Source organism: Pseudoalteromonas sp. 2CM39R, from assembly GCF_023161845.1.
In genome coordinates this window covers 212,752-231,953 of record NZ_JALNTM010000002.1, presented here as the reverse complement: position 1 = coordinate 231,953, position 19,202 = coordinate 212,752, and the positions used below count along the sequence as shown (strand labels likewise).

The 19,202-nt window shown below is 39.8% G+C and carries 21 protein-coding genes; 8 read left to right on the top strand and 13 right to left on the bottom strand.

Going from position 1 to position 19,202, the window contains the following annotated elements; genetic code table 11:
- Positions 1-40 precede the first annotated feature (40 nt).
- On the top strand, positions 41-634 hold the full coding sequence (locus tag MTF66_RS05115) for a hypothetical protein (RefSeq protein ID WP_248526618.1): 594 nt from the start codon (positions 41-43) through the stop codon (positions 632-634).
- 72 nt (positions 635-706) lie between these two features.
- Here the strand turns inward: MTF66_RS05115 and MTF66_RS05110 are convergent, their stop codons facing one another.
- The 7 genes from MTF66_RS05110 to MTF66_RS05080 all read right to left on the bottom strand — a co-directional run bounded on the left by MTF66_RS05110 (position 707) and on the right by MTF66_RS05080 (position 9,410).
- Positions 707-3,199, bottom strand: coding sequence for a prolyl oligopeptidase family serine peptidase (locus tag MTF66_RS05110; protein ID WP_248526617.1), 2,493 nt, complete (start codon positions 3,197-3,199; stop codon positions 707-709).
- A gap of 105 nt (positions 3,200-3,304) precedes the next feature.
- Positions 3,305-4,468: an endonuclease/exonuclease/phosphatase family protein gene (locus tag MTF66_RS05105; RefSeq protein WP_248526616.1), complete on the bottom strand. Its 1,164-nt coding sequence runs from the start codon at positions 4,466-4,468 to the stop codon at positions 3,305-3,307.
- A complete protein-coding gene (locus MTF66_RS05100) occupies positions 4,465-5,397 on the bottom strand; it encodes a YeiH family protein (protein ID WP_166340101.1) in 933 nt (310 codons plus the stop codon). The genes MTF66_RS05105 and MTF66_RS05100 overlap by 4 nt, the downstream gene beginning before the upstream one ends.
- On the bottom strand, positions 5,394-5,582 hold the full coding sequence (locus MTF66_RS05095) for a DUF2798 domain-containing protein (RefSeq protein WP_282454041.1): 189 nt from the start codon (positions 5,580-5,582) through the stop codon (positions 5,394-5,396). Before MTF66_RS05095 ends, MTF66_RS05100 begins: the two co-directional genes overlap by 4 nt.
- A gap of 196 nt (positions 5,583-5,778) precedes the next feature.
- Entirely contained in the window at positions 5,779-6,927 is a 1,149-nt protein-coding gene (locus MTF66_RS05090) for a 5-(carboxyamino)imidazole ribonucleotide synthase (RefSeq protein ID WP_248526614.1), read from the bottom strand.
- 1 nt (position 6,928) lies between these two features.
- The gene (purE, locus tag MTF66_RS05085) at positions 6,929-7,411 is read right to left on the bottom strand and encodes a 5-(carboxyamino)imidazole ribonucleotide mutase (RefSeq protein ID WP_054553887.1); all 483 of its coding nucleotides are present in this window, start codon (positions 7,409-7,411) and stop codon (positions 6,929-6,931) included.
- A 412-nt stretch (positions 7,412-7,823) separates the two neighbouring features.
- Positions 7,824-9,410, bottom strand: coding sequence for an ABC-F family ATPase (locus MTF66_RS05080; protein WP_082401562.1), 1,587 nt, complete (start codon positions 9,408-9,410; stop codon positions 7,824-7,826).
- Positions 9,411-9,616: 206 nt separating this feature from the next.
- Between MTF66_RS05080 and MTF66_RS05075 the strand changes: the two genes are divergently transcribed.
- The 3 genes from MTF66_RS05075 (at position 9,617) to MTF66_RS05065 (ending at position 11,855) form a co-directional block, all read left to right on the top strand.
- The gene (locus tag MTF66_RS05075) at positions 9,617-10,138 is read left to right on the top strand and encodes a TetR/AcrR family transcriptional regulator (protein ID WP_248526613.1); all 522 of its coding nucleotides are present in this window, start codon (positions 9,617-9,619) and stop codon (positions 10,136-10,138) included.
- Between the two features lie 171 nt (positions 10,139-10,309).
- Positions 10,310-11,518, top strand: a complete 1,209-nt coding sequence (locus tag MTF66_RS05070) for a porin (protein WP_058584993.1) — start codon at positions 10,310-10,312, stop codon at positions 11,516-11,518.
- A 193-nt stretch (positions 11,519-11,711) separates the two neighbouring features.
- Positions 11,712-11,855 carry a hypothetical protein gene (locus tag MTF66_RS05065; RefSeq protein WP_248526612.1) on the top strand — a complete coding sequence of 48 codons (144 nt, stop codon included), beginning with the start codon at positions 11,712-11,714 and terminating at the stop codon, positions 11,853-11,855.
- A 199-nt stretch (positions 11,856-12,054) separates the two neighbouring features.
- Here MTF66_RS05065 and MTF66_RS05060 read toward each other — a convergent pair whose 3' ends face one another.
- From MTF66_RS05060 to MTF66_RS05045, 4 genes are all read right to left on the bottom strand, one after another.
- The gene (locus MTF66_RS05060; RefSeq protein ID WP_248526611.1) at positions 12,055-12,366 is read right to left on the bottom strand and encodes an antibiotic biosynthesis monooxygenase; all 312 of its coding nucleotides are present in this window, start codon (positions 12,364-12,366) and stop codon (positions 12,055-12,057) included.
- 5 nt (positions 12,367-12,371) lie between these two features.
- Entirely contained in the window at positions 12,372-12,782 is a 411-nt protein-coding gene (locus tag MTF66_RS05055; RefSeq protein WP_248526610.1) for a GFA family protein, read from the bottom strand.
- Positions 12,783-12,803: 21 nt separating this feature from the next.
- On the bottom strand, positions 12,804-13,235 hold the full coding sequence (locus tag MTF66_RS05050) for a DUF3859 domain-containing protein (RefSeq protein ID WP_054553896.1): 432 nt from the start codon (positions 13,233-13,235) through the stop codon (positions 12,804-12,806).
- An 82-nt stretch (positions 13,236-13,317) separates the two neighbouring features.
- Complete coding sequence (locus MTF66_RS05045) at positions 13,318-13,797, bottom strand: GNAT family N-acetyltransferase (protein WP_248526609.1); 480 nt, start codon at positions 13,795-13,797, stop codon at positions 13,318-13,320.
- An 80-nt stretch (positions 13,798-13,877) separates the two neighbouring features.
- Here MTF66_RS05045 and MTF66_RS05040 point away from each other — a divergent pair, with 80 nt between their 5' ends.
- The 4 genes from MTF66_RS05040 (at position 13,878) to MTF66_RS05025 (ending at position 17,291) form a co-directional block, all read left to right on the top strand.
- Positions 13,878-14,081: a hypothetical protein gene (locus tag MTF66_RS05040; protein ID WP_054561447.1), complete on the top strand. Its 204-nt coding sequence runs from the start codon at positions 13,878-13,880 to the stop codon at positions 14,079-14,081.
- Between the two features lie 209 nt (positions 14,082-14,290).
- Positions 14,291-15,634, top strand: a complete 1,344-nt coding sequence (locus MTF66_RS05035; RefSeq protein ID WP_308199918.1) for an exonuclease domain-containing protein — start codon at positions 14,291-14,293, stop codon at positions 15,632-15,634.
- Entirely contained in the window at positions 15,520-16,674 is a 1,155-nt protein-coding gene (locus tag MTF66_RS05030; protein ID WP_248526933.1) for a hypothetical protein, read from the top strand. Before MTF66_RS05035 ends, MTF66_RS05030 begins: the two co-directional genes overlap by 115 nt.
- The gene (locus MTF66_RS05025; RefSeq protein WP_248526607.1) at positions 16,671-17,291 is read left to right on the top strand and encodes a hypothetical protein; all 621 of its coding nucleotides are present in this window, start codon (positions 16,671-16,673) and stop codon (positions 17,289-17,291) included. The genes MTF66_RS05030 and MTF66_RS05025 overlap by 4 nt, the downstream gene beginning before the upstream one ends.
- Before the next feature lie 180 nt (positions 17,292-17,471).
- On the opposite strand, the gene htpX is transcribed toward MTF66_RS05025, so the two are convergent.
- Together htpX and bioD are read right to left on the bottom strand one after the other, a co-directional pair.
- Complete coding sequence (htpX, locus tag MTF66_RS05020) at positions 17,472-18,332, bottom strand: protease HtpX (RefSeq protein WP_054561446.1); 861 nt, start codon at positions 18,330-18,332, stop codon at positions 17,472-17,474.
- Positions 18,333-18,506: 174 nt separating this feature from the next.
- On the bottom strand, positions 18,507-19,190 hold the full coding sequence (bioD, locus tag MTF66_RS05015; RefSeq protein ID WP_248526606.1) for a dethiobiotin synthase: 684 nt from the start codon (positions 19,188-19,190) through the stop codon (positions 18,507-18,509).
- Between the last annotated feature and the right edge of the window lie 12 nt (positions 19,191-19,202).

Sequence of the window (19,202 nt, the reverse complement as noted above, 5' to 3'; positions counted from 1 at the left end):
TTTACAACTGCTCTTTGTTAACTAGAAAAAGGAATTTTAAATGAATGAAAATAAAGGAGGTATTTACCTTCGCATTATCCTATTTTGCCTTTACGGGCCTCTATTGGCTGGGCTATTTGGCCAATTGGTAAACTTAAAATTTGTTTCACCAACGTTTATGGCAAGCCTTGATAATATCTATTACACCATAGTATTTTGCTCACTTTGTATTGGGTTTTGTCTGTTGTTAGCAAAATACAGAATCGTTAAAGAATCGTTTAAGAATAAAATTATTGCTCATTTGACCCTTATTCTTAGTATTTTGTATTCATGCTTAATGTTCTTTGGTATTGGTTTACTTATATTATTCAACATCATGTTTAACTCAAATACTGATTACGTTCACCAAGAACAGGCATTTGAATATCGCACCTTTTATGTCTACACATCAGACCCTGGAGCTTTTGGAACTGCTCACCATTATGTGTATTTAAAGTGCCCTGCTTCGTTTAATCGCTATGAATTGGAGTTAATAGCCAATCTATCATGGATGAGAGACTATAAAATGAGTTTAGAGGGTGATAGTTTAATTTTTGATAACGACTCAAAGGAAGGTAAGACTGTACTCGATGTGAGTGAATTTTACTGCAAATAACCCCTTTTGGATAAGTTCTATTACAAACAAAAACAGCCACTTAAAGTGGCTGTTTTTCAATTACGCTATTGATTAAAGCGTTTCTTTAAATAGCTTATGAATACGACGATATTCATCTAACCAGCTTGATGGTTGTACAAAACCATGTGGTTCAACTGGGAAGATAGCTGTTTCAAAGTTCTCTTTTTCTAGCTCAATTAAGCGCTGTACTAAGCGTACTGAGTCTTGGAAGAATACATTGTCATCAACCATAGGCGCATTAATTAATAAATGGCTCTTAAGACCTTCAGCAAAGTAAATTGGAGAGCTCTTTTCATAAGCAATCGGGTCAACATCTGGGTGGTTTAAGATGTTAGACGTATAAGGACCATTGTAGTGAGCCCAATCAGTTACCGGACGAAGTGCAGCACCTGCTTTGAATAAATCAGGTTGTGTGAATAGCGCCATAAACGTCATGAAACCACCGTAAGAACCACCATAAGTGCCTACAGCTTGTGTATCTACGTTTGCGTTGTCTGCCATCCAGCTTACACCGTCTGCTAAATCTTGGATCTCAGGTGTACCCATTTGACGATAAATAGCTGTACGCCAATCACGGCCGTAACCTTTCGATGCACGGTAGTCCATGTCCATTACTACGTAGCCTTCTGAAGCAAGTAGTGAGTGGAACATAAACTCACGGAAGTAACCAGACCAACCCATGTGTGAGTTTTGTAAGTAACCAGCACCGTGGTTAAAGATAACCGCTTTACGGTTTTTACCTGTTTCGCCTTCTTTATAATCAGCTGGGTAATATACTTTTGCGTAAATTGGCTGATCAGTGTGGCTTGAAGGCACAGCAACAATCTTAGGTGCAATTAGTTTCTTCGCTAAGAACTCATCAGATACTGTATGCGTTAACTGAGTTGCTTGGGTGTTTGCTTTTGCATCAGCAACATAAAGCTCAGGCGGCGACATAATTTTTGAATGAGTTAGCAATAGTTTGCTTTCATCTGGGCTTAACTGGTAATCAGTCATACCATCAAGGTTTGTTACTTGCTCAGATTCACCGTTTGCAGGGTTTACACGATAGATTTCGTAAAGACCTGGGTGCTCAACGTTTGCTTTGTAGTAAATCGCTGAGTTATCAGCCGTTAGCGTTAAGTTAGAAACAACAAATTGGCCTTTAGTAAGCTGCGTTGCTTTACCGTTTAAAGGCTTTTTGTAAATATGGCTGTAACCAGACTCTTCAGATAAGTAGTAAAGCGTGTCTGAGTTGTTCATCCAACCAAAATCATTGTATGCATAGTTAACCCACGCGTCGTCATGCAGACGGTGCTGTGAAACAAGTTTATTGTTTTGCGTATCAACAGTGGCTAACCAACGGTCTTTGTTGTCCCATGCTTCTAGCATAAGAGCGACTTGTGTACCATCTGTGTTCCATTGGATTGCACTTTGGTCCCAACCCCAATCCATCATTAAGTTGATGGCACGTGGTGCTTTTTCAGACTTATAAGTTTTGCCATCACGGGCGTAGTTTTCTTTCTTAACAGCTGCAAGTACGTCTTCATCAAAACCAGGTAAGGTATCGAATGCAAGCGTTGTTTGCTCGCCTGATTTAAGGTCGATGTAAACAACGTCTGAGCTGATTGGTTTTTCATCAGCAACACGACGGCGTACTTTTTCTGCTTTAACGCGTGCATCATCGGCAATGTAATTAGGCATGATATCGCCTTCATCGCGCCATGAACGGCTTTCTGTGGTTACTGCAACAAGTGCTTGGCCATTTGGTGAAAGCTGTACATCTGCTAAACGCTTACCTTTACCTAAATAAAACTGTGCATTAGCAATGCTGTCGTTTTGATCGTTGATTTGTGCTTTACGCTCTTCACGATCTTTTTTGTTTTTGTGCGTCAGCGCAATGTAATCAATTAGTTTGTGCTGCTCTTTTGCAATATAAGTGTCTGGCTCTTGTACACCTTTAGGTGCATCGTCTAGGTGTAAGTTAACTAATTCAACTTGACGACCCGTTGCTAAATCAAGTTTATAAAATGCATTACCTTGGCGATATGCAAGGCTACCATCAGTTAAAAACTGTGGTTTTGATTGCTGTGCGCTATCGTGAGTGATTTGTGTAATTTGCCCAGTGCTTAGGTTTTTAACGAAGATATTACCTTCAAATGCATAAGCCTGTTGCTTCTTGTCTGCAGAATAAACGGCATTTTTAGCGCCTACAGTGTGTAGTTTGTTTAACGCTAATTGTGATGCAGATTGGCTATTTACCGCTTGAACGTATAAATCGCGTAACTCATTGCCTTGTTGCTTTTGTGCATAAACGATGCTGTTAGAATCACCATTCCAGAAAGCACGCTCTGGCTGACGGCCTAACCAATCAGGGTGAGCCATTGCTTGCTCTAACGTGATTTCAGCTGAACCTGTATCAGCAGGAGTAGCAACAACTGGTGCTACATTGGTAACTTGTTCTTCAGAAGGCGTTGAGGCGGTTGATTGACAACCTGCTAGCATGAAGCTAGATGCGACTGCGAGAGCCACTAACGTTTTATTAGCAGTGGTTTTGAATTTCATAGTGCTTCTTACGGGTTATTATAATTCGCCCTATTTAAGCAGAAGCACTGATGAAATAGCAATTTTTATAGGATAAACAGCCAAAGATTTCCGTTTAATAACAGCTTATTTTAAGCTGATATCAAGCCATACCATACGGTGATCAGATGATGCGTTACGATCTTTAATTAAACGGAACAGTTCAGAGTTTTTTTGTGGCCAAAAAACTCCACCATCGTTTATCTCAATCCCATAATTTGATGGTAAAACGTAATCAGCACGAGCTTGCCAATAAGCGGTATAGTTTTTAGCGTAATCTTCTTTATACGACTCTTTAGCGCCTTTGCTTGTTGGCGTAAAAGAGGTATTCACTAATGGATTTTTTAAAATTTGGTCTGTGGTATTCGGGCGTGCCTTACCCCCTTCTGGCGCAGCATTTAAGTCACCTACAATAACAAAACGACTTTTCGCTTTTAAGCCACCTTTTTGACCTTTATCATCGTAAATGTAGTTAGCATTGTTGATGTAATCAGCAACTAGGCGTACTTCATCGTGGTTGCGCTTACCGTTACGGTCTTCGTCACCATCAAAAACAGGCGGCGTTGGGTGCGATGCAAGCAAGTGAAACGTTTTACCTTTTACATCTATTGGTAAATCCCAAAAAGACTTAGAACTTAGGTGAATTGCTTGCCATTCTTCAGCTGAATACCAGTTTTTACCTGTTTTAGGGTCGATAGGCATTTGTGCATTTGGCATATCTTTGTATTTGAATGTTTGTAATGTACGCGCTTTATCTAAATCGATTGGGTAGCGCGACAATACTGCCATTGCATAATGCCCCTCAAAGAAGCCAAAGCCGTGTGCGTCACCTTTGTAATGCCCCTTTACACCATCGTTGTCTAGGTCAAACTCAGTAGGTAAACCAGTGTTAACAGGTGCAATAAAGTAATACGGGTAATCGATGGCAACTTGCTTATTTTGCGATACTTGCAGGTAGTTTTTACGAAATACGTTAATGCCTTTATCGGCATCAATATAATCAAACTCATTGAGTAAAATTACATCAGGTCTTACGCGCTGAATAATTTCGGCAATGTTACGAATTTGCTGGTGGTTGCTGGCTAATGCTTTACTTAGAGCATCTTTATCTATTGCTTCGCCTTTTTTAGCATAGTTGGTTGCATCCATACTCACATTAAAGGTAGCAACACGCAAATCAGCAGCCGATACATTGTTAGCAAATAAGCCTACAGCCACTGCTATTGAAGAAGTTAATAAAGCGTTTTTCATGAAATAAATCCGTCTACTATAAGTAGTAAAATAATACTGCTGACAATGATCCATAAGATCATCGCCATGATAAAAGGTTTAATGCCCGCTTGTTTTAAGACTGAAATAGATAAACCACTACCAATCAAAAATAAGGTCATTACTAAAACTTGTTTAGCACCCACATTGAGTGCATGCCACAGTGTTTGATACTCAGGAAAGCTCGAATTAATCAGTGCAGCTGCTAAAAAACCAAATATAAACAATGGGATACTGGCTTTTTCATCCGATTTCCAAAACACACCCGCGATGCTCGTGTAAGGGATTATCCACATCGCTCTGGTCAGTTTAATGGTTGTGGCAATAGCAAGCGCTGATGCGCCATACGCAGCGGAAGCCCCCACTACACTACTGGTGTCGTGAATAGCAAGTGCTGCCCAAACACCGAATTGTTGCTCAGTCAGGCCAAAGTAATGACCAATCATTGGGAATAACACTAAGCCAAGGGCGTTTAATAAAAACACCACAGCGAGTGATATAGCTACTTCGTGATCTTTGGCCTTTATAACCGGCGCCATTGCTGCAATGGCGCTACCACCACAAATGGCTGTACCAAATGAAATAAGTACACCGGTGTTTTTATTTAACTTAAATAACTGAGATAAAATTTCACCAAGGCCAATAATCGCGGTAATACTGACAATAGTAAGTACAATAGAGCTGCGCCCTACTTCTATAACTTGATTAAAATCAACAGCAAAGCCTAAGCCAATCACCGCCAACTTTAGCATCCATTTACTTATTTTTTGTGACTGCACTGCAAATGGGTTGCCTAATATCATGGCAAATAAAGCACCGACGACAAGTGCCGTAGCAGAGCCAACAAATGGTAATGCTGATACTAAAAATAGTGCAATAAATAGAAACTGCTTTGGGCGTTCGGCTATCACAACTGTGCTCTGATAAGTTTATTGGTTAGCTTATGCACCACAGGTGCAACAAAAATAACGGTAGGAAATGCCACACAAAATGCAAAAGCCCATGCTTTAAGCCAAATGGTTGCAATGTTATCGATTAAACCAACGTTAAAAATGCTGATCACTAAAGACATAAATCCAGACATAAAAAGCGCCATAAAGAACGCAAATACGACTGTTCTAAATCGAGGATGTAACATAACGAACTAATATTAATATAAAAATATTAGTCTATAGCAAGATGACCCTGACGCAAGTGCTTTGAGACAAGAGGTACAAAATTAGCGAAGTTTGTGGATAAGTAATAGCGATTAAAAAGCCGAGATAAACTCGGCTTTTAAGAATTTAAACTAATCAGTTTAAAATAAGTTGAGTGCTGGTAGCTGCTACACCTGGGTAGTCTTGCTCTGGCAAGATTTCGGCCAGTGCTGCTAAACGCTCGCCTAATTGGTGAAGGTTATCAGCCGATACATTGATATGACCCATCTTACGACCCGGTTTAGCCGTTTTACCATACCAGTGACTTGTAACGTCTTGCGTTGCTAGTACTGAGTGTGGGATTGAAGGCTGACCTAATACGTTGATCATAGCAGTAGGACGAAGACACTCTGTACTACCTAATGGTAGACCTGCAACAGCGCGCATGTGGTTTTCGAACTGTGAGCAGTGTGTACCCTGCTGTGTCCAGTGACCTGAGTTATGAACGCGTGGCGCAATTTCGTTTACTAATAACGTACCTTGTACATCAAAAAACTCAATTGCTAATACACCCACATAATCAAGCTCTTGCGCTAGCTTGTTAAATGCAAGCTCTGCTTGTCCTTGAATTGCTGCTTTTTCTTTACCCGCAACTGAAAGCGTAAGTACACCATTGGTGTGTTGGTTTTCAGTTAATGGATAAATAACAGTGTTACCCGCTTTGTCGCGAGCACCAATGATAGATACTTCACGGTCAAATGGGATCATCTTTTCAGCGATAATAGAATGCGGAGCACTTTCAGTGCCTGATGCTATGAAATCTGCCATTTCTGACCAGATTTGGTCAATTTGATCATCAGACTTTAAGCGCCATTGCCCTTTACCATCGTAACCCGCTTGGCAAGTTTTGATCACAAGCGGCTTGCCTAAACGCTCTACGGCAGCAACAAGGTGCTCTTTTTCTGTAATTAGCTGGTAAGGCGCACATTCAACATTTGTTTTATCAAGTAATGCTTTTTCAAGTGCGCGGTCGCCACCTGTTTTAATTGCCGCTTTACCCGGATAAAACTTATTGGTTTGACAACATAATGTAAGTACATCATCAGGAATGTGTTCAAACTCTGCTGTAATCGCGTCTGCGTTATCAATAGCTTGTTGTAATGTGCTGTTATGAACTTCACCAGTTAATGGGTGAATGATTTTTTCACTACCCACATCGTAGGCAACAACATTTAAATCAAGCGGTGCACCCGCTAAGCTCATCATGCGAGCTAACTGACCTGCACCTAAAATTAGAATATTCATATTACTCTGCAGGATTAGGGTTAGCTAAGATAGTGTCTGTTTGTTCTTTACGGAAAGCTTCAACTTTTGCGAAGATTTCAGGCTGTTGGCAACCTAAAATTTGTGCCGCTAAAAGGCCAGCATTTGCAGCGCCTGCTTCACCAATAGCAAGAGTACCTACCGCAACACCTTTAGGCATTTGGCAAATAGATAATAATGAATCAACACCATTAAGTGTTTTAGACTTAACTGGTACACCTAAAACTGGCAGAGATGTAAACGCCGCAGCCATACCTGGTAGGTGCGCAGCACCACCGGCACCTGCGATAATAATTTTAATGCCGCGATCTGCAGCTGAGCTTGCATAGTCAGCAAGTAATTGAGGGGTACGGTGAGCAGAAACAACTTTAGTTTCGTATTCAATGCCGAATTTTTCTAGCATTAACGCCGCATGTTCCATCGTTGGCCAGTCTGATTTGGAACCCATAATAATGCCAACAGTCATAAATACACCTCAGTTAAATAGTTTTCTAAAAAGCGGACTTTTGTCCTTATTTTGTGGCGGGTATTATATACCCAAACCACATCAAGATGCGAGTTTCAGTTGGAATTAAAAGCGATTTAGGCAAGGCATTGATTGCAAATAATAGTGGTTCTATTGTTAAAATCGATAACGCAGTATAAATCGCTTTTAAACCAACCCTTTGGGCGCTTCACAGGCACTCACTCTCATCGTTGTTACTTCTTAAAAGGGACTGCCATTTCTACAAAGTAACGCCTTGATATTAAGCACCTGTGAAACGCTGAATTCTGTATCTTGATGTGGCTTGGGTATATCCCCTAACTCACATCAAGATGCGACTCTAGAAGCACAAAAAAGCCATGACATGCATGGCTTTTAATCACTCATCAGCTAATTAAGCTTCTTTGCTTGCTAGGTACTCAGTGTATGTACCTTTAAAGTCGATAACTTTGCCGTCTTTAATTTCCCAAATACGGTTTGCAAGCGATGATACAAATTGTCTATCGTGAGATACGAACAATAATGTCCCTTCGTATGCTTCAAGTGCTAAGTTAAGCGCCTCGATAGATTCCATATCCATGTGGTTGGTTGGCTCATCCATTAATAAGATGTTTGGTTTATGCATCATGATTTTGCCAAACAACATACGGCCTTGCTCACCACCTGAAATCACTTTTACTGACTTCTTGATATCGTTTTGTGAAAACAGCATACGACCTAAGAAACTACGAACAACTTGCTCGTCGTCACCTTCTTGTTGCCATTGTTCCATCCACTCAAATAAGTTCATGTCTTGTTCGAACTCGTCAGCATGGTCTTGTGCGTAATAACCGATATTAGCGTTATCAGACCATTTAAATTCACCTTGTTTTGGTGCTAAACGACCAGCAAGGGTATTTAATAGTGTGGTTTTACCAACACCGTTCTCACCAATAATTGCAATGCGCTCGCCTACTTCAACTAGGCCTTCAAGGCCACTAAATAAAGTTTCTTCAAAGCCTTGTGTTAAATTTGTTAGCTCTAAGGCATTACGGAATAACTGCTTTTCTTGCTCAAAACGAATAAACGGGCTTTGACGAGAAGATGCTTTAACTTCTTCAAGCTGAATTTTATCAATTTGTTTAGCACGTGATGTGGCTTGTTTTGCTTTTGAAGCGTTTGCAGAAAAGCGCGATACGAACTGTTGAAGTTCGGCTATTTGGCTTTTCTTCTTGGCATTTTCGCTTAGTAGACGCTCACGAGCTTGCGTTGCAGCAAACATGTACTCATCGTAGTTACCCGGGTAAATACGAAGCTCACCGTAATCGATGTCGGCCATGTGTGTACATACTGAGTTTAAGAAATGACGGTCGTGCGAAATGATGATCATGGTGCAGTCACGCTGGTTTAGTACGTCTTCTAGCCACTTGATGGTGTAAATGTCCAAGTTATTGGTAGGCTCATCGAGTAGCATGATATCTGGATCAGAAAACAGCACCTGCGCAAGTAACACACGCAGTTTAAAACCCGGCGCAATTTCTGACATAGGGCCGTAGTGTTGCTCTGTGCCAATACCTACACCAATTAGTAACTCACCTGCTTTAGCTTCTGCTGAGTAACCATCCATTTCGGCAAATTCAGTTTCTAGGTCTGCTACGCGCATACCATCTTCTTCGCTCATCTCAGGTAAGCTGTAAATACGGTCACGTTCTTTTTTTACTTCCCACAGCTCTTTATGACCCATGATCACTGTGTCGATTACAGAAAACTCTTCGTAAGCAAACTGGTCTTGGTTTAGTTTAGCAATACGCTCGTTTGGATCTGTGCTGACATTACCTGAAGATGGCTCTAGTTCACCACTTAGGATTTTCATGAAGGTTGATTTACCACAGCCATTCGCACCGATTAAACCGTAACGGTTACCATCGCCAAATTTTGCTGAGATATTTTCGAATAAAGGTTTAGCACCAAATTGCATGGTGATATTAGCTGTACTAATGATAGCGGTACCCTCCAGCGGGTAAAAAGTAAAAACGAAACTGCGTGCAATTTTAAACTAAAGCCGCTTGGCACGCCATGAAAGTTTAATTAAATACACTTGCTCATTTTACAGGCTCATCACTATCGTCTACCTTTTATGAGCGCGCTCATTAAAATATATGAGCACGCTCACTTTTAAAATAACCATATAAAAACAGCAGGTTAAAAATGAGCAAACATGGCGATACTCATCAACGTATTTTAGAGGCTGCTTGGCGACTCTTTACTGAGCAAGGGTTTAACGATACTTCAACGCGGCAAATTTCAGCAGCAAGTAACATAGCGGTTGGTACCTTGTTTAATCATTTTGCAGATAAAGTGGCTATTTTAGAAGCTTGCCTCGAAGATAAATTTAATGATGTGTTAGAGCGCGCAAAAGAAACCGACATACACCGCCCTGCTCGCTTAAAGATTAATCATTACGCACAATATTTTTATCAGTTTTATTGTTTACATCACCGCTTTTATAAAGTGCTTTTTAGTCAGCGGCTATTTTCGCAAGCATTCCAACAACAACACATGGAATTAATCCAATCATTGGTTTTTGCCGACCAACCGCAATTTAATAAAGTGAAAGCAGCTATATTGCTCGACTGCTATTTTATGACCTTGTTGTATGGTTTAGGCGCAGAAACCCCAAACACTAAACTTATGCTCAGAACGCTAAGTCAGAAGGTGTCTGTTTTTTAGACTAGGTAACTCATTGATAATTCAACACAGTGAACCTAAAGTGAATAAATTTTCCTCTATGTAGGTTTGTTGCATGATAATTTTTCACTTTTGACCCTATTTTAGCTTTGATAATCTCCGCCTCTTAACTAAATTATACCTATTAGGGACAATATTTAATCAAGGTACTTTATGAAAAGAACACACACTGCCTTATTTGTTGCAGGTATGCTTGCCATACCTACAGCCAATGCCATCGAGATCTATAACGATCAAACCAATAGCGTTACTGTTGGTGGCTTTATCGATGCAAGAGTTATTAATACTCAAGGCGAAACAGAGGTAGTAAATGGTGCATCACGCATCAATTTTGATTTTAAGCGCCAATTAAAAAATGGCTGGCAAGCTTTTGCTCTACTTGAATGGGGAGTAAACCCTGTTGGTAGTAGTGATATCGTTTACAACAATCGCTTTGAAACAATTCAAGATGAGTTTTTATATAACCGTTTAGGCTATGTTGGTCTTAAACATGACGATTATGGCCAAGTGACATTAGGTAAACAATGGGGCGCATGGTACGACGTTGTTTACAACACCAACTACAGCTTAGTGTGGGATGGTAACGCTGCAGGTGTTTATACCTACAATAAAGATGATGGTGCTGTGAATGGTACAGGCCGCGGCGATAAAGTACTGCAGTATCGTAATACCTGGGGTGATTTTCATTTAGCGCTACAAGCACAGCTAAAGTCTGATGAATTTTATACCTGCGACATCGTTGATATTTCAAGAAGTTCTTGTGAAGTACTTTGGAACCAAGGAAACAATGCTGCACAAAAAGTAGAATTTAACTCGACTTATGGCGCTGCACTCACCTACTCGGTTAGCCCTAATTTAAAAGTCACTGCCGGTGTTAACCGCGGCCAGTTCGATATTGTGTACGCAGGTGGCAGAAATCAATCAGTAAACGATTTAATTTATGGTATGGGCATAACCTATGGTGATTTTTATAAACCAGGTTGGTATGCATCAGCGAATATAAATAAAAACGAAAACCACGATACAGACAACTTAGGCCGCTTAATAAAAGATGCTGTTGGTCTAGAGTCTATTTTAAGCTATCGCTTTGATAATGACATTCGTACCTTTGTTGCTTATAACGTTTTTGATGCAGGTAGTGACTATGTTATTCAGCCAAACTTTAATGCCGACCCTGAAGATGTATTCAAACGCCAATTTGCAGTAATTGGTGCACACTACTTTATGGCTGAAGACACCATTTTATATATCGAAGCCCGTAAAGATTTCAGCGATTTTTCGAGTAATGACGCAGAGCAAGAAGCACAGATGTCACAAACCGAAGATGACGGTATTGCCATCGGTTTTAATTACACTTTGTAGTTACGATAAACACTAAGCCCACTATTGTGGGCTTTTTTCTAATCTAATTGCACACTTTCAAGATTGTTCGCAATATCAATCAACGTCTGCTATTACTTAACAACCATAAAACTAAAATACGTCAATATTTGAGGTTGTTGTGTCTAACAAGGTAAAGCTAATTCTACTTTCATCAATATCTAGCGTTTCGTTCATGCTCTTTCACTGGCTAACAAATGTCAAAGAGTCGGATACGGTACTGGGTGTTAGTTCCGATTTATCGGGTGGTTTAGTAATGGGCTTTGCTATTGGTGTGATGCTAGTTACATTAAGCACACTCAAGTCAAACAAGTATTGAGTGTTTTTAGAAAACAAACGTTTAAACCCTTTTGACACTTCGCTCCCAAAGAATGTGATTGTGGCTAATTATTTCATGAGCTCCTTTTTAGATCCTACACACTTACCCTGTTTATTAAGAAGCTTAAAATTAGGGGTTATGCCCAGATTGAAATTAAACCAAAAATAGTATGATGTGTTCTTTTTGTGGTTAATGACTATTACAATGAATAATCACGTTCTACTTTAGCAATACGCGTTGTAAAGGCGCTGTACCATTTGTCTCTGCCGAGCTGCTGGGCGTTTAAATGCTCAACGTTTTGTTTCCAGGCTTTTATTGCATCTAAGCTTTGCCAATACGACACCGTAATACCCATACCATCACGAACAGACTCTATACCTAAAAATCCAGGTTGTTGCTCTGCAAGTTCTACCATTCTATTAGCTACTTCTTCATAACCGGCGGTATCGTTAGATAAGGTATTCGTAAATATCACTGCATAATAAGGAGGTTTTGGTGTATTCGCTATCATGGCTGTTACTTCCCTCTACTTGGTTCAAAACCATCATAACATGGAATTTTTTCGTCAAATGTATCCCAATTTGCTTTAGAGCTTACAAAGTTATGACTGATCGGGCGCTCGTTTATATCGCTATCTAATAAACCTAAGCGAATACGTAAGCGGCTTGGGTCATCTTTATTCTCGCTATAAATAGGCGAGCCACAACAGCTACAAAAATAGCGAGTTCTGCCGGGTTTAAATTCAAACGCGCTTAGATGCTGCTTACCTTCTGTGAGGTTAAAACCATCTCGTTGAATAAAGCCATTGGTTGCGTAGGCTGTGCCTGAGTTTTTACGACATAAAGAACAATGACAATGAATAATTGAATCTATGCCACCAGCAATAGTTACTTTTACTTTGCTGCACAAACAACTTCCTTGATACATAGTCCCTCTCTCGTTTAAAGATTAATAACCGCGATGCTTCCAAAATTCAGTGGCAGTGCCTTCGGCTTCCTTTAATAAGTTAAAGGATTTATCGGCAATTATATGGCCATTTAACTCAATAGTCATGCGCCAAATACCAACTTTATTATCAACAGGTGCCCATATCGTATCACCTAAATAAAACTGCCAATCGTTTGTTTTAACGTACTGCTCGCCCTCAAATGGTGGCATGATCTCGCCATCTTCATCGGGGATATCTGGGTGGTAAACGCAAAATTTAATTTTTTGTCCTTTGGCCTTTTTAATATTAACAATAAAGCCAAATTCAATATCTAACTGTGCAGGAACGTCTGTTGTAAATTCGGTAATTTGTGGCAGGTCTTTTTCTTTTGCATCCCAATGACTGTAAATACCGTAACTTTCAATGCTGGTAATTGGTTTGGCCTTTGCCATAGTTGCTGGCGCTCCTTTGTGAAAATAAGGCGCTATTTTATAGTAGCAACTCTAGCAGAACAAGATTGTACTATTATAGTAATTAGCTAACGTATTTTACCCAGTGCGCGTCATGTTGTTGAAAGCCACATTTAGTTAAAAGCTTAATACTTGCGCTGTTATTTGGGTTAACTAAAGCTACCACACTGTTTAGCGGAGCAGGTACAAAGGTCGTCAGTTTTTCAAATAGCCTATCTAGTACCTTTTGCATTATTCCTTTGCCAAAGTATTTTGACGATAACTCAAACCCCAACATGCCCTGCCCGTCAATTATGTTAAATATGCCTACGCTGCCAATAACCTGCCCACTACTTCGTAAAACAATAACTAAACGAATGCCTTGTTGATTATAAAAACGTTCTATGTCTCCTTGAATAAAGTCATACACGTCACCTTTCGTTATATCAGCGCCGTAATCGTTAAACGTTTGTACTTGCGGATCTTTTAAAATATCCCATATCGCTTGGCAATCTTTATGTCGAATTGGGCGTAAGTCAAAGGCTATGTCATCGTGGCTAGACACGTTAATTTCTTCTTTTTGCTTTATGAGCTGGCATTATTGTCTTACTATAAACGCAATTTCAAGCAATTAGATTAAGTTCGATGAGTGAAGAATTTAAAGTAATTCAACCTACCACCACAGTATACTGTAAAGAACGCGGTGAAGGCTGGACCTTAACAGGGATCACCAGTATTGATGAACATACATCTGTAATGTTCGATGGCGTAAGATATACCTTACCGGCCCGTGAAATTGTTGAGGTATTATTGCCACAACAACTCGAGCGAGAGAAAAACCAACAATAAAAAAGCCAGCATTAAGCTGGGCTGATACTTTATTAGGGATCTACTTATGTAGATCCCTTTTCATTTATATGCTTAAAATCATGCCTTTAGCATTAGACAATGATCACAGATACCATTCACGAGCAAGTATTAACCATTTAATATCAGCAACTTAAATGTCTAATTGAAATTTTTCATATTATTACTAGAATTGATTTCTAGGGGGATCAATAGACAGAGTAGTAATAATAGACACCGAGACAAAAGGCTTGTCTCCTCACAAAGGCAATCATCGCATTATAAACCTTGCTGCCGTAGAAGTTATTGATGGCGATATTACGGGCAGTATCTTTCACTACTTCATAAACCCCGAAGGTAAGAAAAGTACATCTGAAGCCCACGCAGTACACCAAATTCAAGATTCATTTTTACTTGATAAGCCAACCTTCTGCCAGATAGCTGAAGAGTTTTTAGAGTTTATCGATGGAGCAAGGCTTTCCTTTTTCCATTCAGAATTCGACATAGACTTCCTTCAAGCTGAAATTGATAGATGTGGTTTAGATATTGTCTTCAAAAGAGATTACGATGTATCTTGTCTGATGAAAGACTTCGCTAAAAGGGAAAACGATGGTAGGTACGTTAAATTAGATAATGCTTGTATTCGTTACGGCATAGACATTGCTGAAAGAAAAACTCACGGTGCAGCAATCGATGCCTTTATCACCGCAGAGCTTTACATTAAGTTTCATTATTCAGGTGACAAGCCACTTTCAAAAACACCTCACCAGAATGAGCGAGATGAACCAACTGCTTTTCCAATACCAAGAGCATACAAAGATCCCATAACGGGCAAAGCTATTCAACTAAACTACTGCAAGAACCCGAATTGTCGAAACTATGGAGTAGTTGCCCTCAATCCTAAGCGTAAAGAGGACGGCTCTTTAATGCGTGGGTTAGGTAATGATTACAGGTTTACTAAAACGAAGATAGGTCGAGTGTTAACTTGCACCATCTGTGGAACAAGCACGAAGCTGATCAACAACAAAGCTTTTGTTGAAGAGGCAAATAGGCAGAAGCAAATATTTTCCATAAAAGAGATATGTTGCCCTGATAAGAAACTAGAAACATCTAGACGAAGAACCAGGCCATGTAGAAACGCCACTGTAAATTGGCTAGACAAACCAAAGCGTTACACGTTAAGGGGTACAGTGCCCTCTACAGTGGAATCACTAAAGCATCGAGAAGCGCAAAGACTCGAATGTAATGCTTGCCACAATCCTTTTCACATTCCATTGAATGCGGAGTACGGTCAAAAAAGAGCTGGCATCAATGCAATACTGTTCGGGATGCTTGTTAACAAGGGTATCGTCAACAGAATGGAAGAAATTTTAGGTGTACCTATCACCTTAATTTACCACCGTATTGAGTTTTTCTTTAACCAGTGTGTGGAGTTTGACCGTTGGCACATTCAAAACAACATTCAGGCTTTAAAGGGCAAGACCTTAGAAGTCAGGACAGGCAACACTACCTGTCTAACTGGAGTGACAAAAGAGATAGTCGCCCTACAAAACTAGTTAATACCTCAACGGTAGACAATAAAACTCGGTTTGTATTTGCTAGTACAGTTAATTTCGACACCACTTCAGACTGGGAGGTAATAAAAAGAGACATTAGTAGGTGCAGTGACCTTAAAAAACCTGAGCATAAGAGAAGGTATGGTCAATACGTCTTATCTCATCAAGAAGTTGAAAGCGATGACGTTGGTGATGCCCTTGCTCTGAAAGCGCCAAGTAAAAATCTGTTAGTACAACAAACCTATTCATTAATGGCGCACCTTGAACAAATGAAACAATACATAAATGAGGCTCGTTATACTCGTTTGTTTGCCGATGCCGACGAAGGCTTTGAACTTGGTATTGGATTAGTTATGAAAGAGCAGATTGCGGCCAATAAACTCTACCCTGTGCTTGTTAAGGCAGAAAGGAACAATGCAAGTCAAATGCAAGACAAGCGTGCCTGGTCAGAACAAGTTCTTCTTAAGCATGGGGTTACGATGAGCGATATAAAGAGGGCCAAAGTAGATAGAGATAAGTTAGTTCAAATATCGCAACAGTATTGGGCTGCCGAGATGCACAAACGTAGCATTGAATCAGGATCAGCTAAATCAGAGTGGCTAGTTCATCCGTTTCCTAAATCCAGGCACTCTGTTCAAGTAAAGCCACTAGTAGGCTTTCATGGTGCTGTATCCCTCAGTCAATTGCTGTCTGAAAACTTACTAGATGTATCCACATATGGCGTTGATAATTACTTCCAAATGATACGCCGTCGGATCAATATGTTCGAGCGTCCAATAACTTCTGCAACAAACAGTAAGAGATGGAATGGATACGCTTCATACAACCCGAAATGGGCGGTTATGATTATTGAGATATTGAGGGTCTACAATAATTACGTGCTGACCGACGAAAAATCACTTAGGAATAAAGGTCTGCGTCAGGAACCAACAACACCAGCTAAAAAACTTGGCATTGCCGATAAAAAATATACAATTAATGATATATTAGACTTTACAGTCGCGAGCAAAATTAAGAATTTACAACAAGGAAATCAATGATTAAAGGAATAGAGAAGAGAACAAAGCTAGCTCTGTGGGTGTCAGCTTTCGCAATATTGATAATGGCCTTTCAATGGACGATCATTGACTGGATAACTCCTTTTTTGATGATGCCGCTGATGCTTGCGGTGTTTGTTATTTTTTTAACAGGGGTTGGTTTTAGCCTTTCATGCCTGTTTAAATTCAAAGAGATTCGTTGGCTTGCAACAATTCCTTTAGCAATCCAGTTGGTTGCCTTTGCCATTCTAGAGCTTGTTCCTTTCACAAAGCTATGGATAGATGCTGATTTCCATTTATATGAATCCCAACGTCAAGAAGTCGTTCAGAGGGTATACTCTGGCGAACTTATTTCAAATGTAAAACACAACTCCTCGTTGATAGCACTAGGCTCTGAGTATTCAAAAATATCAATGGGGGGAAACGAAATTGTGGTTCAAGATATCGAAGGGTTGAAATACGTTTTCTTCTTTACCTTTAGGGGAATATTAGATAATTATTCTGGATTTCTATATGTCCCTGACGGCGGCGATCCAAGGAATTATGCAGATTTAGATGAAGACGATGTAACTCAAATAATAAAATACGCTGACAATTGGTATTACACTTCACATCATTAATTACAGTAAAGCTATTAACATGTTGTTTTTATTGGGTATAAAGATGCTCTCGAATGTAATTTATGACATTGCATCACTATTAAACAACTGATTTAACTATGAAATAAAAAAGGGATCTGAGTTTTCAGATCCCTATTTAAGTATCAGCCCAGCATTAAGCTGGCTTTTTCGTGTTTAAGATTAACGTAATGCGTTAATACGCTCATCAAGTGGTGGGTGTGATGAGAATAACTCGGCAACACCTTTACCGCTTGCAATACCAAATGCCATCATTGAACCTTCTAGTTGTGATGGGTGGTTTTGTTTTAAACGCTCAAGGGCGCTACGCATTTTATCTGCACCTACTAGTTTTGCTGCACCGGCATCCGCAGAGAATTCGCGTTTACGGCTATAGTAAGCAACAATCACACTTGCTAGAACACCAAATAACATTTGGAAAATCATATCGAACAAGAAGTATGTCCAGCTACTACCGCCCTCTTCTTCATCACTATTAAGGAAGTTATCAACAATACCTGCCAATACTTTCGCCATAAAGATAACAAAGGTATTCACTACACCTTGAATAAGAGTAAGCGTTACCATGTCACCATTTGCAATGTGTGACACCTCATGAGCCAATACCGCCTCAGCTTGATCTTGATTCATGTTGTGTAATAAACCTGTGCTCACAGCCACCAGCGAATTGTTTTTGCTTGGGCCGGTCGCAAATGCGTTCATTTCAGGGCTATCGTAAATAGCCACTTCTGGCATCGCGATACCTGCTTTTTTAGCTTGCGCTGCTACCGTCGAAACTAACCATTGTTCTGTTTCAGAACGAGGCTGTTCAATAACATGTGCACCGGTTGATTTTTTTGCCATCCATTTCGACATAAATAACGAAATAAACGATCCACCAAAACCAAATACAGTTGAGATAACTAAAATGCCGCCTAAACTGCGATGGCTAATACCCAGTACGCTCATCACAATAGACAACACAATACCTAACACTAGCATTACCGCTAAGTTTGTAAGTAGAAACAAAAATACACGCTTCATAAAAACCTCAGAATAAACATACCAATTGTATTAACTAACGACATGGTTAAAAATCGTTAGTTAATAAAATTATCTGGGTGTTCTACCAACTCAGTTTAGGGCTTATGCAATTGGTTGCAAGGAACTAATTGCAACCAATTGTGACAGAGTATGTCAAAAGTAACAACTCAATTATTATGGGTTGATAGATAAAATTTCAAGTAAGGTTTTGTAAATTTTTAATTTAGGGGTGCCGTCTGTATACGGACTAATCGCTAAAAGCGGGAAAGGTAATGCTGATTTTAGTGTTTCTAAATTGGCCTCTTGTTCACGCATGTTTGGGTCTACATGATTTGCTATCCAACCCACACAATTTACACCAAGCGCTTTAAAGTGAGCAGCTGTCAATAGTGCGTGATTAAGGCAACCAAGCTTCATGCCTACTACTAGCACAACATTAAGGTTTTGTGATTTAACCCAATCGCTGAGTAAATCGGTTTCGTTGATAGGTAAACACCAACCGCCTGCACCTTCTGTAAGAATATAGTCGGTATTGAGTGCTTTTACATTTGCATAAGCAACATTAAGTTTATCAAATGTCAGTCTGTCCCCTACTTGGTCTGCTGCAATATGCGGTGCAATGGGTGGCTCATAGGTAAAGGGGTTAACTATGTTATATTTAACCCCAATTGATGAGCTTTCCATTAAGGTTAATGCATCATCATTGACTAACTGACCAAATGCTTCTTCTGCACCTGCTGCAATAGGTTTAAAACCCACCGCACGCTGTTTATATTGAGCTAGTAAGTTTAATAATAAACTGGTGACATGGGTTTTTCCGGCATCGGTGTCTGTACCCGTGATAAAAAATTCTTTCATTTTTGAGTTAAT

Excerpts from the sequence above, each read along its gene's own strand:
- htpX (WP_054561446.1), bottom strand. The coding sequence starts at position 18,332 with ATGAAGCGTGTATTTTTGTTTCTACTTACAAACTTAGCGGTAATGCTA.
- MTF66_RS05025 (WP_248526607.1), top strand. The coding sequence starts at position 16,671 with ATGATTAAAGGAATAGAGAAGAGAACAAAGCTAGCTCTGTGGGTGTCA.
- MTF66_RS05070 (WP_058584993.1), top strand. The coding sequence starts at position 10,310 with ATGAAAAGAACACACACTGCCTTATTTGTTGCAGGTATGCTTGCCATA.
- MTF66_RS05065 (WP_248526612.1), top strand. The coding sequence starts at position 11,712 with ATGCTCTTTCACTGGCTAACAAATGTCAAAGAGTCGGATACGGTACTG.
- purE (WP_054553887.1), bottom strand. The coding sequence starts at position 7,411 with ATGACTGTTGGCATTATTATGGGTTCCAAATCAGACTGGCCAACGATG.
- MTF66_RS05105 (WP_248526616.1), bottom strand. The coding sequence starts at position 4,468 with ATGAAAAACGCTTTATTAACTTCTTCAATAGCAGTGGCTGTAGGCTTA.
- bioD (WP_248526606.1), bottom strand. The coding sequence starts at position 19,190 with ATGAAAGAATTTTTTATCACGGGTACAGACACCGATGCCGGAAAAACC.
- MTF66_RS05060 (WP_248526611.1), bottom strand. The coding sequence starts at position 12,366 with ATGATAGCGAATACACCAAAACCTCCTTATTATGCAGTGATATTTACG.
- MTF66_RS05115 (WP_248526618.1), top strand. The coding sequence starts at position 41 with ATGAATGAAAATAAAGGAGGTATTTACCTTCGCATTATCCTATTTTGC.
- MTF66_RS05090 (WP_248526614.1), bottom strand. The coding sequence starts at position 6,927 with ATGAATATTCTAATTTTAGGTGCAGGTCAGTTAGCTCGCATGATGAGC.
- MTF66_RS05040 (WP_054561447.1), top strand. The coding sequence starts at position 13,878 with ATGAGTGAAGAATTTAAAGTAATTCAACCTACCACCACAGTATACTGT.
- MTF66_RS05050 (WP_054553896.1), bottom strand. The coding sequence starts at position 13,235 with ATGGCAAAGGCCAAACCAATTACCAGCATTGAAAGTTACGGTATTTAC.
- MTF66_RS05075 (WP_248526613.1), top strand. The coding sequence starts at position 9,617 with ATGAGCAAACATGGCGATACTCATCAACGTATTTTAGAGGCTGCTTGG.
- MTF66_RS05095 (WP_282454041.1), bottom strand. The coding sequence starts at position 5,582 with ATGGCGCTTTTTATGTCTGGATTTATGTCTTTAGTGATCAGCATTTTT.
- MTF66_RS05055 (WP_248526610.1), bottom strand. The coding sequence starts at position 12,782 with ATGTATCAAGGAAGTTGTTTGTGCAGCAAAGTAAAAGTAACTATTGCT.
- MTF66_RS05110 (WP_248526617.1), bottom strand. The coding sequence starts at position 3,199 with ATGAAATTCAAAACCACTGCTAATAAAACGTTAGTGGCTCTCGCAGTC.